At 66.4% G+C, this 16,098-nt stretch carries 20 protein-coding genes and 1 tRNA gene; 10 read left to right on the top strand and 11 right to left on the bottom strand.

Features of this window, described 5'->3' with window-relative positions; translation table 11 throughout:
- Positions 1–131 precede the first annotated feature (131 nt).
- Together CXZ05_RS17315 and CXZ05_RS17320 are read right to left on the bottom strand one after the other, a co-directional pair.
- Positions 132–419 (bottom strand): FmdB family zinc ribbon protein, encoded by a 288-nt coding sequence (locus CXZ05_RS17315; RefSeq protein WP_102973764.1) that lies wholly within the window; start codon positions 417–419, stop codon positions 132–134.
- Positions 420–565: 146 nt separating this feature from the next.
- Complete coding sequence (locus tag CXZ05_RS17320; protein ID WP_102973765.1) at positions 566–1,177, bottom strand: 5-formyltetrahydrofolate cyclo-ligase; 612 nt, start codon at positions 1,175–1,177, stop codon at positions 566–568.
- A gap of 87 nt (positions 1,178–1,264) precedes the next feature.
- Between CXZ05_RS17320 and galU the strand changes: the two genes are divergently transcribed.
- The 5 genes from galU (at position 1,265) to CXZ05_RS17345 (ending at position 4,865) form a co-directional block, all read left to right on the top strand.
- On the top strand, positions 1,265–2,170 hold the full coding sequence (gene galU / locus CXZ05_RS17325; RefSeq protein ID WP_102973766.1) for a UTP--glucose-1-phosphate uridylyltransferase GalU: 906 nt from the start codon (positions 1,265–1,267) through the stop codon (positions 2,168–2,170).
- A gap of 6 nt (positions 2,171–2,176) precedes the next feature.
- Positions 2,177–2,797: a GNAT family N-acetyltransferase gene (locus CXZ05_RS17330; RefSeq protein WP_102973767.1), complete on the top strand. Its 621-nt coding sequence runs from the start codon at positions 2,177–2,179 to the stop codon at positions 2,795–2,797.
- Between the two features lie 127 nt (positions 2,798–2,924).
- The gene (locus CXZ05_RS17335) at positions 2,925–3,914 is read left to right on the top strand and encodes a hypothetical protein (RefSeq protein WP_102973768.1); all 990 of its coding nucleotides are present in this window, start codon (positions 2,925–2,927) and stop codon (positions 3,912–3,914) included.
- 33 nt (positions 3,915–3,947) lie between these two features.
- On the top strand, positions 3,948–4,748 hold the full coding sequence (locus CXZ05_RS17340) for an SDR family oxidoreductase (protein ID WP_102973769.1): 801 nt from the start codon (positions 3,948–3,950) through the stop codon (positions 4,746–4,748).
- 44 nt (positions 4,749–4,792) lie between these two features.
- A tRNA-Ala gene (locus CXZ05_RS17345) sits at positions 4,793–4,865 on the top strand.
- Between the two features lie 152 nt (positions 4,866–5,017).
- Here the strand turns inward: CXZ05_RS17345 and CXZ05_RS17350 are convergent.
- Positions 5,018–5,419, bottom strand: a complete 402-nt coding sequence (locus CXZ05_RS17350) for a hypothetical protein (RefSeq protein WP_102973770.1) — start codon at positions 5,417–5,419, stop codon at positions 5,018–5,020.
- A gap of 408 nt (positions 5,420–5,827) precedes the next feature.
- Between CXZ05_RS17350 and CXZ05_RS17355 the strand changes: the two genes are divergently transcribed.
- On the top strand, positions 5,828–6,373 hold the full coding sequence (locus tag CXZ05_RS17355) for a hypothetical protein (protein ID WP_146033109.1): 546 nt from the start codon (positions 5,828–5,830) through the stop codon (positions 6,371–6,373).
- A 125-nt stretch (positions 6,374–6,498) separates the two neighbouring features.
- Here CXZ05_RS17355 and CXZ05_RS17360 read toward each other — a convergent pair whose 3' ends face one another.
- The 5 genes from CXZ05_RS17360 to CXZ05_RS17380 form a co-directional block, all read right to left on the bottom strand.
- Positions 6,499–6,840 carry a hypothetical protein gene (locus CXZ05_RS17360; protein ID WP_102973772.1) on the bottom strand — a complete coding sequence of 114 codons (342 nt, stop codon included), beginning with the start codon at positions 6,838–6,840 and terminating at the stop codon, positions 6,499–6,501.
- Positions 6,841–6,915: 75 nt separating this feature from the next.
- Complete coding sequence (gene zapE / locus CXZ05_RS17365; protein WP_102973773.1) at positions 6,916–7,422, bottom strand: AFG1/ZapE family ATPase; 507 nt, start codon at positions 7,420–7,422, stop codon at positions 6,916–6,918.
- Complete coding sequence (gene corA, locus CXZ05_RS17370; protein ID WP_102973774.1) at positions 7,422–8,417, bottom strand: magnesium/cobalt transporter CorA; 996 nt, start codon at positions 8,415–8,417, stop codon at positions 7,422–7,424. The genes zapE and corA overlap by 1 nt, the downstream gene beginning before the upstream one ends.
- A 25-nt stretch (positions 8,418–8,442) precedes the next feature.
- Complete coding sequence (locus CXZ05_RS17375) at positions 8,443–8,868, bottom strand: DUF1761 domain-containing protein (RefSeq protein ID WP_102973775.1); 426 nt, start codon at positions 8,866–8,868, stop codon at positions 8,443–8,445.
- 9 nt (positions 8,869–8,877) lie between these two features.
- The gene (locus CXZ05_RS17380) at positions 8,878–9,366 is read right to left on the bottom strand and encodes an Lrp/AsnC family transcriptional regulator (protein ID WP_374754670.1); all 489 of its coding nucleotides are present in this window, start codon (positions 9,364–9,366) and stop codon (positions 8,878–8,880) included.
- Positions 9,367–9,539: 173 nt separating this feature from the next.
- Here CXZ05_RS17380 and CXZ05_RS17385 point away from each other — a divergent pair, with 173 nt between their 5' ends.
- From CXZ05_RS17385 to CXZ05_RS17395, 3 genes are all read left to right on the top strand, one after another.
- On the top strand, positions 9,540–10,775 hold the full coding sequence (locus CXZ05_RS17385; protein WP_102973777.1) for an MFS transporter: 1,236 nt from the start codon (positions 9,540–9,542) through the stop codon (positions 10,773–10,775).
- 147 nt (positions 10,776–10,922) lie between these two features.
- On the top strand, positions 10,923–11,654 hold the full coding sequence (locus tag CXZ05_RS17390) for a transcriptional regulator (protein ID WP_102973778.1): 732 nt from the start codon (positions 10,923–10,925) through the stop codon (positions 11,652–11,654).
- Positions 11,651–11,887 carry a 2-nitropropane dioxygenase gene (locus CXZ05_RS17395; RefSeq protein WP_102973779.1) on the top strand — a complete coding sequence of 79 codons (237 nt, stop codon included), beginning with the start codon at positions 11,651–11,653 and terminating at the stop codon, positions 11,885–11,887. The genes CXZ05_RS17390 and CXZ05_RS17395 overlap by 4 nt, the downstream gene beginning before the upstream one ends.
- Positions 11,888–11,935: 48 nt before the next feature.
- On the opposite strand, the gene CXZ05_RS17400 is transcribed toward CXZ05_RS17395, so the two are convergent.
- Both CXZ05_RS17400 and CXZ05_RS17405 read right to left on the bottom strand, forming a co-directional pair.
- Positions 11,936–12,445: an Lrp/AsnC family transcriptional regulator gene (locus CXZ05_RS17400; RefSeq protein WP_076801434.1), complete on the bottom strand. Its 510-nt coding sequence runs from the start codon at positions 12,443–12,445 to the stop codon at positions 11,936–11,938.
- A 117-nt stretch (positions 12,446–12,562) separates the two neighbouring features.
- Entirely contained in the window at positions 12,563–13,834 is a 1,272-nt protein-coding gene (locus tag CXZ05_RS17405) for an MFS transporter (RefSeq protein WP_102973780.1), read from the bottom strand.
- A 91-nt stretch (positions 13,835–13,925) separates the two neighbouring features.
- Here CXZ05_RS17405 and CXZ05_RS17410 point away from each other — a divergent pair, with 91 nt between their 5' ends.
- A complete protein-coding gene (locus tag CXZ05_RS17410) occupies positions 13,926–14,912 on the top strand; it encodes a LysR substrate-binding domain-containing protein (protein ID WP_102973781.1) in 987 nt (328 codons plus the stop codon).
- A gap of 38 nt (positions 14,913–14,950) precedes the next feature.
- Here CXZ05_RS17410 and CXZ05_RS17415 read toward each other — a convergent pair whose 3' ends face one another.
- The gene (locus CXZ05_RS17415; protein ID WP_180987441.1) at positions 14,951–15,982 is read right to left on the bottom strand and encodes a nitronate monooxygenase; all 1,032 of its coding nucleotides are present in this window, start codon (positions 15,980–15,982) and stop codon (positions 14,951–14,953) included.
- Positions 15,983–16,098: the final 116 nt, after the last annotated feature.

Consider the following 16,098-nt stretch of genomic DNA (forward strand, 5'->3'; position numbering starts at 1 on the left):
CATCAAGGACTTGCTTGCAAGCGCGAACAGACACTGAGACCCAGGAATACCCGCACAAAGCAAAGAGTCCGGCCGGGTAAACCCGGGCGGACTCTCGTAGCTTGAAGGCGGCACGTGCCGCGGGAACCCGCCTAGCTCGCGGCTGCAGCCGCCGGGGCAGCGGATGATGCAGACGAGGAGGTGGCGGCCGGGGCAGCCGGTGCTGACGCAGCGGGGGAGGGTGAGACGGTGCTTCCCTTGGAATCGCGCGAATCAGTCCGGTAGAAGCCGGAGCCCTTGAAGACCACGCCGACGCTGTTGAACTTCTTACGAAGCGTCCCCTGGCATTCGGGGCAGGACGTCAGAGTGCTGTCGGTGAAAGACTGCACGATGTCGAAGGCATGGCTGCAATCTTTGCAGGCATAGGCATACGTGGGCACTATAGATCCTCCTCTTGGACAAACGGCAGGTCCCGTGCTGCCTGGTTCATTTGCCGGATTCTCCTTGACGGATCACCGCGGCGGAAATGACTCCATTAGCAGTCGCAGGGCCTGAGTGCCAATTCTATCACCCCGCCCGGGCGGGGTCACGCGAAGGCTACCAGCCCGGAGGGCGTGAGTACTGCTTCGACGGGGCGGTCGAAGTCTTCAGCCGGAATGGTCTGTGCGGGCAGGAGTTCGGAGTCGTAGATGATGGCGGCCTTCGGAAGGTGCAGGCCGCCGGCGTTGGCTGCGGCCAGGAACTTGTCGTAGTAGCCGCCGCCCTGCCCGATCCTGTTGCCGCTGCGGTCCACGGCCGTCGCCGGCATGAACATCCCGGCCGCAGTCCGCACCGTGTCCAGGCCGTGGCGCTCACCGGCCGGCTCCTGGATGGGCGCATACCGGCTGCGGACGAACTCGCTGTCCGGCGTCCAGAAGACCCAGCTGAGCTCGCGGTCAGGCTCGCAGACCGGGAGCAGGATACTGTGGCCGGCCTCATGCAGGGCGTGCAGCAGGGGAAGGGTGGGCGGTTCGAAATCGACGCCGAGGTAGGCGGTGAACGTGGCCGGGTTGCCCGCAGCGATGGACTCGGCCCAGGGCAGGCCATGGGAGGCGATGCCGTCGCCGGCACTGGAGAGGTCCGCCGCCGTCATCGTGGCCCGGAGTTGCCGGTGCCGGGAGCGGATAACGTCCTTCGAAGGCATGGTCCCTGTTGGCATGGGTGTTTTCCTTTGTCGCAGCGGCAGCGGCCGGGCCTCTGCCGGAAGCATTTACCGTATGAATGTTCCCTCGGATAGATTAGACGAGTGACTTCCACTAATTGTTCAGTCCGCAAGGCCGTAATCCCCGCTGCCGGGCTCGGCACCAGGTTCCTGCCAGCCACCAAGGCCATGCCTAAGGAGATGCTGCCGGTGGTTGACAAGCCGGCCATCCAGTACGTCGTTGAGGAGGCCGTCAAGGTCGGCCTGAGCGACGTCCTGATGATCACCGGCCGCAACAAGCGCGCGCTCGAGGACCACTTCGACCGCGTTCCGACACTGGAAGCGACGCTGGAGGCCAAGGGCGACACCGCCAAGCTGGAGTCGATCCAGGCCGCGAGCAACCTGGGCGACATCCACTACGTCCGCCAGGGTGACCCCAAGGGCCTTGGCCACGCGGTGTTGCGCGCACGCCAGCACGTGGGCCATGAGCCGTTTGCCGTTCTCCTCGGCGACGACCTCATCGATGCCCGCGACGATCTCCTCAGCATCATGATCGACGTGCAGGCGAAGACCGGCGGTTCGGTCGTGGCCCTCATCGAGGTGGAACCGTCCCAGATCAGTGCCTACGGGTGTGCGGATATCTCGGAGATTGACGGCGAAGGCTTCGTTAAGATCAACAAGCTGGTGGAGAAGCCGGACGTCGACGACGCGCCCTCCAACCTGGCCGTCATCGGCCGCTATGTGCTCCACCCCGATGTCTTCGACGTGCTGGAAAAGACCGAACCCGGCCGCGGCGGCGAAATCCAGCTGACGGACGCCCTGCAGGAACTGGCCAGCAGGGACGGTGAAGGCGGCGGCGTGTACGGCGTGATCTTCCGCGGCCGCCGTTACGACACCGGGGACAAGCTCAGCTACCTCAAGGCCTGCGTCGAGCTCGCCATCGACAGCGACGACCTCGGACCAGGTCTGCGTGCCTGGCTTCCGCAAATTGCCGCCCGTTTGTCCGAGTAACCTTTCATGAGGGTCAGCCACATCTGGCCGGTCACGCTGGAGTGCGGGGATATCGTCCTGCGGCCCATCAGATACCGTGACCGGAAGGAATGGACCGAGGTCCGTTCGCGCAACAGCGACTGGCTGGCGCCCTGGGAGGCCTCCAACCCGATCCCGGGCGGGGCGCTGCCCGATTACCGGCAGATGGTCAGGTCCCTGAACACCCAGGCGGCCCAGGCCACGGCTCTGCCGTTTGTGATCGCGGAGCGGACACCCGGATTCCGTGACCCTGTCATTGTGGGGCAGCTGACCGTCTCCTCCATTGTGTGGGGATCCGCCCTGATGGCGACCCTCGGCTACTGGGTGGACCAGGCCCGGGCCGGACATGGCATCGCTCCTACAGCGGTGGCGATGGCAACCGACCATTGTTTCCGGACCCTTGGCCTGCACCGGATGGAAATCAACATCCGTCCGGAAAACAGCCCAAGCCTGCGCGTCGTGGAAAAGCTCGGTTTCAGGGACGAGGGCTACCGCCCGCGTTATCTGCACATCAACGGTGAATGGGCCGACCACCGCGCGTTCGCACTGACGTCAGAGGAAATTCCAGAAGGACTCCTCAACCGGTGGCTGCGGGTCAGGCCCGCCTGACCTGCAGCCTGGCAGAGCCGCTGGTCAGAGCGGGGTTCCACGGATAAGTCCATTGATTTGAAGCTCGGCCGCGACACACCGAGACGAATGCCACAAGAGCCCCAACATTCCTCATACGGTTTTGTGTGTGGACTTCCCCCTTAGCAGCTCAGTCATCCTTGTGGCTGCTGTTGCGCTCTGGATCGTTTGGGTCGCCCCTTACGTGCTCCGCAACGGCCGGCATCAGTTCCAGACTGCCGGTGACCTGACGCTGGACAGCGTCGACGCCGAAACTGCAAACCCGCAAGCCGGGACGGTTGTGTATATGGCCGCCCAGCAGGAGAAACGCATGGACACCAGGAAGAGCAGCGAACCAGCAACAGGCCTTACCCCGGTTCCGTCCGGCAGCAGGCCTGCCGCCCTGGGGGCCGGCGCTTTTCGGATCCGGTACGGACGGACGGCAATCGCATTCGTTGGGCTGTTGTCCTTCCTGACGGCGATCATTGCCGGTCTCCTGCGTCTCTTCGGGATTGGTAACCCCTGGGTTCCGGTAGTGGCGCTCCTGACCGGTGTTGCCGCCGTCGTGGTTTTGCGGCGGCTTGCCGTCCGTGACCGACGCAGGAAAGTCAGCGCTGCCTTCAGGGCAGCCATGGGCTCGCCCTCCGACCGGACGCACGACCGGGTACCGGTCGCCGAGCGCCTCCCGGAGGCGGCGCCCGCGTCGGAGCCCGAGAAGCCCCGTGAAAGTGCGCTCTTCGATGCCCAGGCCGAAGCGCCGAAGCCCAAGCCCCTCACCGCAATCGAACTTCGCGAGGCTGCACTGGCAGTTGCCCTTGCGGCCGGCGATGAAAGCGCCGCAGCCCCGGTGCAGGGCCCGGCGGCCCCGCCTGAATCCAGCTGGGAACCGGTGGAGGTTCCCAAGCCGACCTACGTCGAGGCGCCCAAAGCCGAGCGTCCGGCACCCGAGCCGCTGGCGCTGCCCGAGGCTCCGAAGTCCGTGGGCAAGCCTTCACTCAAGCAGGGTCCGGCCGCCGCACCTCCTGTAGCCTCTCCGAATGCAGCGCCCGCCAAGCCGCTGACCAAGGCCCAGAGCGCGCTGAGCAACCTTGATGACGTCCTGCAGCGCCGCCGCGCGTAGCCTGGCGTCCGTGCAGCATCAGGTGTCACAGTAGTGGTTCGCATCTGCGTTGCCGGCGGTACTGGCGAAGCCGGCCGTGAAGTGGTGCGCCAGGCCCTTGGTCTGGGGCACGCCGTCGCCGTCCTGACCCGGAACCCGCCGCCACCGGGTGCCCGGGAGTATTACGACGGCGCCGCCTACTTCCGTGCGGACGTCACCACCGGAGAAGGGTTGGCGGAAGCGCTGGCGGGCGCCGACGTCGTCGTCGATTGCCTCGAAGCGCGGACCGGCAAGGCACTCAGGCACTATGCGGCCGGCGGCGCACTGCTGCTGGGCGAGGCCAAGGCGGCCGGCGTGGCCCGGGCCGTGCAGCTTTCCATCGTGAACTGCGACCAGAGCGCCCTCGCCTACTACCGGTCCAAGGCGGACAAGGAACGCGTGTATGCGAGATCGCCGCTCGAAACCCGGACGGTGCGGGCAACGCAGTTCCACAGCCTGGTGGCGGGGATTTTCGGTGCGGGTTCCCGTGTCGGCGTGGTGCCGGTGATCAAAGGTGCCCGGTTCCAGCCGATCTCGCCGGCCGACGTGGCGTCTGCGCTATTGGAAGCCGGACTGGGACCGCCGTCAGGTGATTCCCACGAGGTGCAGACGGTCGGAGGCCCGGCGGTGCTGGGCATGGGGTCGCTGGCCAGCACTTGGAAGCGGATAACCGGAGCCAGGGGCCTCGTGACAGAACTGCCGCTGCCCGGATCGACAGGCAGATTTCTGCGCGAAGGAAAGAACCTTGCGCCTGATCAGCGTTACGGACACGCTACATTTGAGGTCTGGTTGGCAAACCGGCAGGAAAATTTGTAGCCTAGGGAAACCGGCGTTGAAGTTCCTCAGGGAAACGGCGCCACGGGGTTATAGCTCAGTTGGTAGAGCGCTTCGTTCGCATCGAAGAGGTCAGGGGTTCGAATCCCCTTAGCTCCACAGTTACACCCCGGTCTTCGGACGGGGGTGTTTTTGTTGGCGCGTGCTCCACCCTTGTCGGAAAGATATTGCCGATTTGTTTGATTCGCCCGCTGCGGGAACTGCGCTTCCGCAGTGCCGAGTTCGCCGCGTGACCACGGCACGGTTGAACGTCAGGACTCTGCAGAACCGTGGGATTTGGGCGGGAGGTGGCCGCGCCGGGACGCTTCACGGACTACCTGCCGGATGTTCGCGAACAGCACGGCCTTTACTGCTGTCATGTCAGGGGAATGGCCGTGCTTCAGTGCGCTCTCGAGACTGGCGCAGTAGGATTCAAGGCGCCGCGCTCCGGCCATCCCGGAGCTGACCCTCAGGCTGATGATCGCCTCCAGAGTCGTCTCGGTATCGCCGCGCGTGAGGCCCTTGAAGATCTTGGCCGCCCGCACGGGGAGCATCACCAGATACTCCTCCATGAACTTCTGCGCCGCATCGTCGCCGGCTTCGTCTCTGAGGTCCTGCAGCGCCGCGTCATCCAGGACCGGAAGGTCCTGGCCCGCGTCCGGGTCCTCCGCCATGCAGCCACCTCATCCAGTTGTCCACGCCGTCCTGTGATTCTCATTGAAATGGTCCCGGACACAGCTCAAGAACCTGCCACCGTCATCGCAGGTTCGGATCAAGAGTTCGTCAGTATCCATCCAGGGAGCGGAGTCCGGCCCCGCATGCGGCAAGCTCCGGCGGCCCTTGGCCGCCCATGTAATTGTCCGCCGGGTCCGGGGTACATCGGGGGGAATGCGTTCCGGACCCGGCGTTCTGAAGCAATGGTTCGCGGCTACCTTCTGCTTCAGGGACAGGAACAGTCTGCGGCCTGAACATTATGAAATGCGGGTGCTACCTGATAGTCGGGCTTCGTTTTTACCCCCTGCGGGAGGGGTTTCGACGCCGCATGCCCGAGGTTTTCCCAAGCTTCGCCTAGTATCGCTCTCATGAAAAGATGGGCCGCAGAGCACCCCTTCCGGGTAGCCGCCATGGCTGTGGTGCTTGGATGGGGCGCGGTGGTAGCCGTGGACATGATCCGCGGGCGTCCACTTGAGGATGCCCTTTTCAACGCGTCATTTTGGATGGCCGCCGTCGCCGTGATCGGGTATTTCACCTGGAAGCGCAGCAGGAAGACGGCGGACAGACTCTCGCAGCGCGGGCAGATACTGCTTTACCTCCGCTACCCGGACGCCCGCCCCGGGTCCTTGAGTGGAATCTGGAACATGGGTGTCGCCACCCTGGAGCAGGGAAGGATCGAGTTTCAGCCCGCCGTCTACGACACCCTGGAACCTTCCGGCCGCAGCACAGCCCTCACGGGAATTGAAGCACTATCCGTTCCGCGGCTGCTCAGCCGGCAGGACGCAAAATATGTGAGTCAACGCCTGTTCCAGGTCGTGACCTTTGCGTCGGACGTCGGCCGCATTGAAATCGCGGCCAGCCCTGGCTCGTTTCAAACCATTCGGGAGACTGTCTTGACGAATCCCAGCGAATGAGGCGCTGCGAGACTTGCGTTTGCCCAGCGTGAGCGCAGGGGCGGCCTCGTCTTTGCCGACGCGAAAGGCGGCCACGGGCAGGAGGAGTGCCCCGCCCGTGGCCGCCAGCGTGTAAGAGATGCGGGCTACTGGCCGCCGCAGAACCTGCTGTAGGTGCTGCCGGCCTGCTCGTAGCCGGTCTTCAGGCCGGTGAGCTTCGCCTCGTCCGGGGTTTCCTTCGCGGACTCGTCCGTGTATTCCAGGATGGCCTGCAGCGCGGGCCGCAGCTCGTCGGAGGACACTGCCTCGATGGGACGGATCTGGTTGGCCAGGCGGGTCATGCCGGTCTTGCCGACGGAGTTCGCGGGGTTCGAGACAACCGTCCGGATACGGTCGCACGTCTGTGCGGTTGTGAGCTGCGGTGCGGCGCAGGCGGAAGCGGAGAGGACGAACCCGGCGGCAAGCAGGGCAGTGGTGAGTTTCTTCATGTTTCCCTCAGTAGTTGATGTCAATCGATTGTAAGCAGACGCAACCGGCTCAGGACGGACGGGTTACGGCTGTTGCTAGCATCCGCCGGACTGCTCATCGGGCAACTGTTCGTCCGACTCGATCCGGCGAAGCCCGGACAGCCGCTCTCCGATGCGTGACAGGATGGCGGCCAGTTCCATGGGGACGCTGCCCTCCGGCGCACCAAAGGGATCGCCATGCCGTGACGGGGCGATGAGGAACGGAGTGATGTCCCGCTCGTGGAGGACATCCAGCAAATCCAGGAACCGCTGCCAGTCGGCCGGGCCGGCTGCGGACTCCGCCGAAGGTGAAGGGATGCCGTCCACTACCCACGCGGGGAACCTCCCCGCCAGCAGAACATAGTCCGCAGTCGCCCGGCCCCCGCCGCACAGCTCGGCGAAGCTGGCCCACAGGATGTCCGGGTCGGCGCCCTTCACTGGCAGCGGACCGGTGGGCAGTGCCAGAACGTCCTGCTGGGAAGCTGAGGGCCTGAACAGCCCGTAGGCGCCCAGCTGCCGTTCCGTGCCGGGCGTGATGAGCAGGCCCTGACCATAACCGGCCACTAGAGCCAGCCCTTCCGCTTGAAGATGAGATACATCAGTGCGGCGGTGGCGGCCATCAGCAGCATCGCCATGGGATAGCCGTAGGCCCAGTGCAGCTCCGGCATATGGTCAAAGTTCATGCCGTACACGCCGGCCACAAAGGACGGGGCGAAGAAGATGGCCGCCCAGGACGAGATCTTCTTTACCTGCTCGTTCTGCTGCGCGCTGGCTTCGTTCTGCCGGTTGGCCGTGAGCGTGCCGTCCAGGGTCAGCGCGTTCTGCAGGAGGTCACGGAAGGAATCGGCGCGCGAAATCACCCGCTCCACATGGTCCTCGACGTCCCGAAGATTGTGCTGGAGCTCCGCGTCGGCAGCGAAGTCGTCGAATCCCTCGTTGAGCTGCTGCATGATGGCCGGCAGCGGATGGATGGCCCGCTGGAACTGGATGACCTCGCGTGCGAGTTCATAGATGCGGCGGGAAACCGCGGAGTCGCCGGAGAAGAGCTGGTCCTCGATTTCGTCGATGTCGTTCTCCAGCCCGGCCACCACGGGAGCGTAGTCGTCCACCACCTGGTCCAGCAGCCCGTACAGTACTGCCGGCGGTCCGTGGCGGAGGAGATCCGGCCTGGACTCGAGGCGGCGGCGTACCTGTCCGACACCGGACATTTCTGCATGCCGAACGGTCACCACGAAGTTCCTGCCAACGAAAATATGGAGCTCGCCGAATTCCACGGTTTCGGTGTCGTCGCGGTACCGGGCCGGCCTCAGAACGGTGAAGAGGTTGTCACCGTAGCGCTCCAGCTTCGGCCGTTGGTGGGCCGAGATGGCGTCCTCCACGGCCAGGTCGTGCAGTCCAAACTCCTCCGCGACGGCGGCCATCTCGGCTTTCGAAGGACGGTACAGGCCTATCCAGGCCATGCCGCCGTGGCTGTCAAGCGTTTCAAACGTCTGTTCCAGGTTTCCGGGCTCCGCTGTGCGGACGCCGTCGACGTAAACGGCGTTGTCAATGATGGTCACAGTCTGCAGGTCTCCGTCTGTTGGGTCAGGACATCGCGCCGATGATCACTCCCGCTGCGGTCACAGCGAGGACATCATGGCCGGAGTCGATGAGCGTCACGGCAACAGGACGTCCGGCGAAACCGTTGTGGATTACGTGGCCTCCCACCCGGAACACCACGGCCAGCACAAAAGCGAACCATCCGCCGGCCAGTGCGGTGTTGAGTCCAAGCTTGCTGATCAGCACTGCGAGGAGGATGGCTGTCAGGGCTGCGGCCGCCATCATGGGCACCCAGACCGCGGCGCCGCCCTCCGAGTTCCTGAGGTCCGCTTCCGTCTTGCGCACGGCCGCCATCCAACGCTTGCCGAGCACGGCTGGCAGATACCAGACGAAGCCGATGGCCATGCTCGCAATGAAGGCAAGAAGCACCGCAAGCCAGTTGACCTGAAAGAAGTAAGAGAGCCAGTCCATCCTCGAATCCTATTCCGACTCTGCCCCGGCAGACTGCACGAGGCGGCTGATCAGCGGCTCGGTCCGGTAAGGGATGTGCGTGTGGAGGGCCAGTACTGTTTCGGTGCGGATCACGCCCTTGATACGCAGGATCGAACGCAGCGCGGCCTGGAGATTTTGTGTGTCCGTGGCCACCACGCGGCACCAGACGTCACCCCTGCCAGAGATCTCGTGTACTTCAAGGACCTGGGCAATCAGCCGCAAAGCAGCGATCACGCCGTCGAGCTCCCGGTGGGTCACCTCAATGGTCACAAAGGCGACGACGTCGTATCCCACCGCCTCGAGGTCGATCTCGCGTCCGCCGTCGTGCAGGATCCCGGAGCGCAGCATCCGGCGTACGCGGGACTGGGCAGTGTTCCGCGCGATGCCCAGTTTCTCGCTCAGCTCGCCGATCTGGACCCGGGGGTCGCGGATCAGCTCGAGCAGGATCTTCAGATCCGTGGGGTCCAACGTGTTCAAATCGTCACTCCGGTTCATGAATCCGGCCAAAGATTGATGGTTTTGCTCAATAATCCCACAAAATCACGCACTGGGTACGCAGTCCTGCCGCATTCTTTAGGTACACGATTCCATCCGTGCGAGCAGCCCCCACAAGGGGCCGGTTCCACGGACACACAGGCAAGGGCACGGGCATGACTGTCTTTAGCGAACTTCGGATGCGTCCGGCCCCAGCTACCCGCTGGGGCTGGGATGCGTCCACCACCTCACGGCTGGCCATGGCCGGCGTCGTCATTTTCACGCTCCTGGTGGGAGCAAACCTGGCGACCCCGCTGTACCCGCTGCTGCAGGTGCGGCTCGGCATCAGTTCCCTTGGCATCACCGTCGCGTTCGCCGCTTATGTCCTGGCGCTCGTGGCAACGCTCATGCTCGCGGGGCACTGGTCCGACCACATCGGACGCCGTGCGGCCCTCCTCCTTGCCGTGCTGACGGGGCTCGCGGGCGGCCTGCTCTTTGCGAACGCGGACAGTCTGGCCGGGCTGTGCGGCGGCCGTGCGCTGCAGGGCGTTGCCGTCGCACTGGCCACGGGGGCGAGCTCGGCAGCACTGCGCGAGCTGCTGCCGGAGCGCCCGGAGTGGGCCTCCCGCTTCACGCTGCTGGCCTCGGCGGGGGGAGTGGCGGCGGGCCCCGCGATCGGCGGGATCCTCTCCCTCCTGCCCGGCGCCACCACCACGCCGTACTTCATCCATTCGCTCGTCCTGGCCGCCCTGCTGATTCCGCTGTACCTGCTGCGCGCCCGTCCCGCCATCAAACCTGCTGCCGGCTCCCGCCCGCTGAAGGCCCTGGCGCCGCGACGGCCGACGGTGTCCCGGGAAGCCCGTGGTGCATTCTGGCTGGCGGCGGCCGTCGGCTTCCTCAGCTTTGCCGTTTTCGGTTTTTGCCTGTCCCTCGCGCCAAGTTACTTCGCGACGATTCTCGGCACCGATTCGCGGCCACTGATCGGCCTGCTGGCCGGGCTCACCCTGGGCGCCTCCGCCCTGAGCCAGCTGATCGCCGTCCGCAGCAGGTTCGCAGTACCGGCGGGTCTGGCGGTGCTGGCCGGCTCGGTTGCACTCCTCGCTGCCGCGGCTGCCGCAGGCAACCCGTGGCTGCTGGTTGCGGCGAGCCTGGCCGCAGGCGCCGGGCAGGGAGTCGCCTTCCGGACCGTCTTCAACGACGTGGCGGGCAAGGTGGAGGCGTCCCGGCACGCACAGATCGTCAGCACCGTTTATGTGATCACCTACCTCGGAAGTGCCGTGCCGGTGGTGGGGCTGGGGCTCGCGACCGCGGCCTACGGCCTCGACGCGGCCGTCGCTGGATTCGTGACTGCGTGCGCCTGTGCGGCGGGGCTGCTGGCCGCGATCACGTGGCGCCGCAGTCTCGGCCGGTAACAGCGCTTCCCTCGGCGCCGCGGCCTCCGCCGGCAGCAGCGAAGGGAGGGACCGCCGTCGCTCAGGGAGACTGCAAAGAAAGAGTTGCAAAGAACCGATTGCAAAGAAATGATTGCAAAGAAATCTTTGCAAGCGTAGCCTTGCGGTATGGCCACTAAGCCGAACACCGAAACCCCCGGCGTGCAGGATCTGCCGTACCCCGTCCGCAAGATGGACCCGGCCTCTCTCAAGGCCCTGGCACATCCGTTGCGCGTCCAGATCCTGGAGATGCTGTCCCGGTACGGCGCACAAACGGCGTGCAGCCTCGGCGAGCTGCTGGGGGAGTCCAGCGGCTCCACGAGTTATCACCTGCGCCAGCTAGCGAAGCACGACTTCGTCCGGGAAGTCGAGGGAAAAGGCACGGCACGTGAGCGGTGGTGGGAGCGGCCGCGCGGCGCCATTGAGGTCTCGTCACCGGAGCTTGCAAGTTCCCCCGCCACCCAGGAAGCATCACGGCTGGTCAACCGGGAGTTCGAACACCGCCGCCAGGCCGTGCTGGCCGATTTCATGGCCCACGGGGCGGCCACCCTGGACCGCGCGTGGCTGGAAGCGGCCATCGTCAGCACCGCCAACGTGCGAATGAACGAAGAACAGCTGGCTGCCTATACACGGGCGATGGACGCCTACTCCTACCGCCTGCTGGAGGAGATCCGGGGTGAGGACGAGCAGGAAGGCGCCCGGCCGGTCCAGATCCACTTCAACGCCTTCCCCATCCTCGGCGTCCCCGCGTCCGCCGGCACCCGCGGCCAGGGTAGGACCCAGACCGCGGAGCACAACACCGCCCAGGCGGAATCCATCAGCACCAAACAGTCAATGAGCCTCGAAAGGAAAGAGCCATGAGCGCTCTATCGGTCAACCAGTCCGTCCCCGGCTACCGCCGTGCCTCCGTGCTGGAGGTCGTGGCGGTCCGTATCGGCGCCGGCCTGGTGGAATGGGCGGAGCGGCGCCGGCTTGTTCCGGAGGAAACCGTCCGGTTGCAGCGGGACGCCGCGCGGCGCCGGGATGAACTGAGCCTTCTCCGCGGCGACCTTCTCGGCGCAGCCCACTCGGGCCTGCTGCTTTCGCGCCGCTAGGTCGCCTCGGACGGGTTGTCCCGGTGCCGGCTCGGTCCTCGTGCCCGCTCAGTCCTGGTCCGGCAGTGGCCCGTGGTTGCCTGGCATGTGCTCGAACACCAGCGTGGTTTCGGTGTGGCCCACTACGGGATCGGTGGCAAGGTTGTCCAGAACCCAGTCCCGCAGGTCCTCGGTGGTGGCGACGGCAATGTGCAGCAGATAGTCGACCGAGCCCGACGTGTGGAAGGTCGACAGCACGGCGGGCAGCTTGGGGACGCGGGAGGTGAACCGGTCGATCTGCTCCCGGTCGTGGGCGCGGAGCCGGACGGCGATGAGGGCCTGCACTGACCGGCCAATCGCGGAAAGGCTCAGTTTCGCCTCAAACCCCTGGATGATGCCCCGGTCTGAGAGCGCGCGGGTGCGCATGAGGGCGGTGGAGGGGGCGATGCCCACCAGTTCAGCAAGTTGCTTGTTGGATATCCGGGCGTCGTCCACGAGGGCCGCCAGAAGCCGCTCGTCGATGGCGTCGAGGGGTTCGTGCCCCGCCGCCGGGCGAATATTCTTCGCGTTGCTGCTCACGGATCCTCCTGATGTGTTCTCCGTTCATCTTAGCGGCGCGAATGTTGGCGAGACATTCCCCTGCGCGCCGCACTTCCGAACATGTGCAGGTTTCCTGGTCCGTTGGGCGGCGATAATTCAGGAACGCTGCAGGCTCGCCTTGTCCTGATGCCGCTGCCGCCGCTGGCGCCCGGGGGCGGGGTGCACGACGGCGGTGATCACCGCCGTCGTGCACCCCAGGATGATGACGGCAGCGGCCAGCGCCTGCCAGCCGAGGGCCTGGAACACCAGTCCTCCTGCCCAGCCCAGGATGCTGGAGCCGAGGTAGTACGCGAGGTTGTACAGCGATGCCGCCTGTGCCCGGCCTGTCTGGGCAATGGCGCCGGTCCAGCCCGCGCCGATGCTGTGGGCGGCGAAGAAGCCGCCCGTGAAGATGACGAGCCCGGCCAGTATTAGCGCCAGCACCTGCGTGAGTGTGAGGGCCAGGCCCGCCGCCATGACCGCAATGCCGGCCAGCAGTACCGTGCGGCGGCCGAAGCGCTGTGTCAGGGTACCGGCCCAGCGCGAGGTCGCAGTGCCCGACAGATAGGCCAGGAAGATGAGGCTGATGAGCGTGGCGGGAAGGCTGAACGGCTCGCCGGAGAGCCGGAACCCGAGATAGTTGTAGACGGCCACGAAGCCGCCCATCAGCAGGAAGGCCTGGACGTAGAGTGCCAGCAGCCTCGGGTTGGCCAGATGGCCGGACAGGGTCCTGGCCGCACCGCGGAGGCCGATGCCCCGGGCCGGGCTGAAGCCGCGGGCCTTGGGGATGAGGACCAGGAAGAGCACGGCGGCCACGGTGGCCAGGACGGAGACCGCGAGCGCGGCGGCGCGCCATCCCCATAATTCCCCGGCCGGTCCGGCGACGAGCCTTCCGGCCAGGCCGCCCAGGGTGGTGCCGGCGACGTAGCTGCCCGCGGCCACGGCGGCGTGTGCCCGGTCGATTTCCTCGTTGAGGTAGGCGATGGCGATGGCAGGAATGCCGCCCAGAGCCATGCCCTCCAGCATCCGAAGGCCCAGCAGGACGGGGAAGGACGTGGCCAGCGGCACCATCAGGCCCAGCGCCGTGGCCAGGCAGATTCCCCAGGTCATGGCCTTCACCCGCCCGATCCGGTCTGCGAGGAACGACCAGGGAATGACGGTGACGGCGAGGCCGACGGTGGCCAGCGAAATGGTCAGTGCGGCTTCCGCCGCGGTCACCCTGAGCTCGGCGGCCATCACGGGGAGCACGGCCTGGGTGGAATAGAGCTGTGCGAAGGTGGCCACGCCGGCGAACGCGAGGCCGGCCAGGATCCTGCCGTAGGCCTGGGAACCTTTCGGGTGCCCGTTCCACTCCAGGTTTCCGCGGGCGTGCTTGTGGGGCGTTGGCATGCCTTCAGCGTAGATCTATGCTGACCTAGTATCCAATGCATGATTCGTCTCTAATTCATGCTGGAACGGATTGAATGACGGAGGAAAACCAGTGGATATCGAGCACAGGCAGCTGGTGCAGCTGCTTCCGATTCTGCCGCTGCTGGCGGAGCTTGGGCGGACGCAGCACATCACCGAAACCGCTGAGCTGCTCGGCGTTCCGCAGTCGACGGTCAGCCGTGCGCTGGCGCGCGCCAGCGCCGTGGTGGGAACCGAGCTGCTGGTCAGGGACGGCAGGGGAGTCCGGCTGACACCTGCCGCGACGACGTTGCTGCCCTATGTGGAATCGGCGCTCGCCGAGTTCCGTGCGGGCCTGGACCTTGTCCGGCACGAATCGGAGGTGGTGCGCGGCCGGGTCGCCGTGACCTTCCAGCACACATTCGGCGAGGCGACGCTGCCCCTGCTCATCAGCGCATTCCGGAGCCGCTATCCGCAGACGGAGTTCGACCTCCGCCAGGGCTCCCGCGACAGCTGCCTTGCCGAACTTTCCTCCGGCGCCGCCGATCTCGCCCTGACCGCACCCGTGGCGCCAGCCAGCAGGACCATCGGCTCAGCCGCGCTGTACCGGGAGCCGCTGCGGCTCGTGGTGCACCACCGGCACGCGCTGGCCAACCGGAAATCGGTGGCCATGGCCGAGATCCGGAAAGATCCCTTCGTTGCGCTCGGATCCGGTTACGGACTGCGCTCCCTGTCGGAGGCCCTGTTCCGGGAGGCCGGTTTCAGGCCACGGATCGCCTTTGAAAGCCAGGATTCACACACCGCGCGAGGTCTGGTGTCTGCCGGGTTGGGTGTCAGCATCCTCCCTCCGGAGGGAGGCAGCGGGCCGGGCTTCGGCGTCACGGCGGACACCGGCGACCTGGGCTGGGTCGAAGTTGCGCTGGAATCGGAACTGGCGTACCGCGAGATCGGCCTGGCCTGGCGGGAGCGCCGCAGCATGCGGGAGAGCGAACCTGACGCCGTCAGGCTCTTCCGGGAGCTGGTGCTGGAGGAGGGGCCAGGGCTTCTGGCGGGGCTGGTCCGGGCCCGCTCAGGTGCCTGAGCGGCCGCCTGGCGCCAGGCCCAAACCGGCGCCGGGCGCTAACCGTCCAGGAGTGCGCCCACGGCCTCGGCCACGCGTCCCGTCCTCGCCGAGCGCCAGCCCTTACCCGCCCAGAGGTTCAGCCGTTGCTGGTCACCGGCAGCGGCTGCTGCCGCGCGGATGGGGGCGGTCAGATGGTGGATGGCGGGGTAGCCCTCGGGGGCGTCCCCATGGTCGCGGACAAAGTCATTGACCAGCGCCCGTGCGTAACGGCCGGTGAACGCGCGGGTGGGTATTGTCTCGGTGAAGCGGTCATCGCCCAGGGCATCCTTGTGCAGCTGGCGTGCGCCGCTTTCGTCCGTCCGCAGCAGCGCCGTTCCCACCTGCGCGGCCACCGCCCCGGCGGCGATGACCGACCTGACAGCGGCGGCGTCGGACACCGCGCCGGCGGCGATCAGCGGCAGGTCGACGGCGGCCGCCACCTCCCGGATCAGGTCAGCCGTCGACGGCGGCATGCCGCCCGGTTTGGCCGCGGGCAGGAACGCGCCGGAATGGGCGCCGGCGCTGCTGTGCTGGACGACGAGGGCGTCGAATCCGCGGTCCGCCGCCAGCCCGGCCTCCGCGCGGCTGGTGACTGTGGCGAGGACCGTCGACCCCGCCTTCCGAAGCGCCTCGACCACTGCCGAATCGGGCAGCCCGAACGCGAAGCTGACCAGTTCAACCGGGTGCTGCAGCAGGAGGTCGATCTTCGACTGCCAGGCATCGTCGTCGTCAAGCACCAGGGTCGGCACGCTCACGCCGTAGCGCCCGGCGTCCCGGTCGAGGCTGCTCCGGTACTGCTCCAGCCTTGCCACTGCGTCGGGGGAGGGGTTCAGCTGTGCATGGTCCGGCACAAAAACGTTGACCCCGAACCGGACGCCGGCGTCCCGGCAGGCCCGGATCTCCGCACTGACCGCGTCCGCACTCTTGTACCCCGCGGCGAGAAAGCCCAGCCCGCCGGCGCGGTGGACGGCCTGGACGAAGCCCGGCGTGGACGTCCCGCCTGCCATGGGCGCTGCAATGATGCGGGAATCAATCTCGGCGTGGGGCATGGCCGGCTCCTTGGGGCTAATCAGTAATCTGTTCAGGTGACTAACTCTGACAACCTATCCGGTGCGGCCCCTGCTTCGTCCAGCGCTGTCCCGTCCAATGCTGTTTCGCCCGGCAC

The sequence above is a fragment of the Arthrobacter sp. AFG20 genome (assembly GCF_002892795.1).
Classification (GTDB): Bacteria; Actinomycetota; Actinomycetes; order Actinomycetales; family Micrococcaceae; genus Arthrobacter.

Excerpts from the sequence above, each read along its gene's own strand:
- CXZ05_RS17360 (WP_102973772.1), bottom strand. The coding sequence starts at position 6,840 with ATGAAGAAACTCACCACTGCCCTGCTTGCCGCCGGGTTCGTCCTCTCC.
- CXZ05_RS17355 (WP_146033109.1), top strand. The coding sequence starts at position 5,828 with ATGAAAAGATGGGCCGCAGAGCACCCCTTCCGGGTAGCCGCCATGGCT.
- CXZ05_RS17320 (WP_102973765.1), bottom strand. The coding sequence starts at position 1,177 with ATGCCAACAGGGACCATGCCTTCGAAGGACGTTATCCGCTCCCGGCAC.
- CXZ05_RS17395 (WP_102973779.1), top strand. The coding sequence starts at position 11,651 with ATGAGCGCTCTATCGGTCAACCAGTCCGTCCCCGGCTACCGCCGTGCC.
- CXZ05_RS17415 (WP_180987441.1), bottom strand. The coding sequence starts at position 15,982 with ATGCCCCACGCCGAGATTGATTCCCGCATCATTGCAGCGCCCATGGCA.
- CXZ05_RS17385 (WP_102973777.1), top strand. The coding sequence starts at position 9,540 with ATGACTGTCTTTAGCGAACTTCGGATGCGTCCGGCCCCAGCTACCCGC.
- CXZ05_RS17375 (WP_102973775.1), bottom strand. The coding sequence starts at position 8,868 with ATGGACTGGCTCTCTTACTTCTTTCAGGTCAACTGGCTTGCGGTGCTT.
- CXZ05_RS17350 (WP_102973770.1), bottom strand. The coding sequence starts at position 5,419 with ATGGCGGAGGACCCGGACGCGGGCCAGGACCTTCCGGTCCTGGATGAC.
- CXZ05_RS17405 (WP_102973780.1), bottom strand. The coding sequence starts at position 13,834 with ATGCCAACGCCCCACAAGCACGCCCGCGGAAACCTGGAGTGGAACGGG.
- CXZ05_RS17330 (WP_102973767.1), top strand. The coding sequence starts at position 2,177 with ATGAGGGTCAGCCACATCTGGCCGGTCACGCTGGAGTGCGGGGATATC.
- CXZ05_RS17390 (WP_102973778.1), top strand. The coding sequence starts at position 10,923 with ATGGCCACTAAGCCGAACACCGAAACCCCCGGCGTGCAGGATCTGCCG.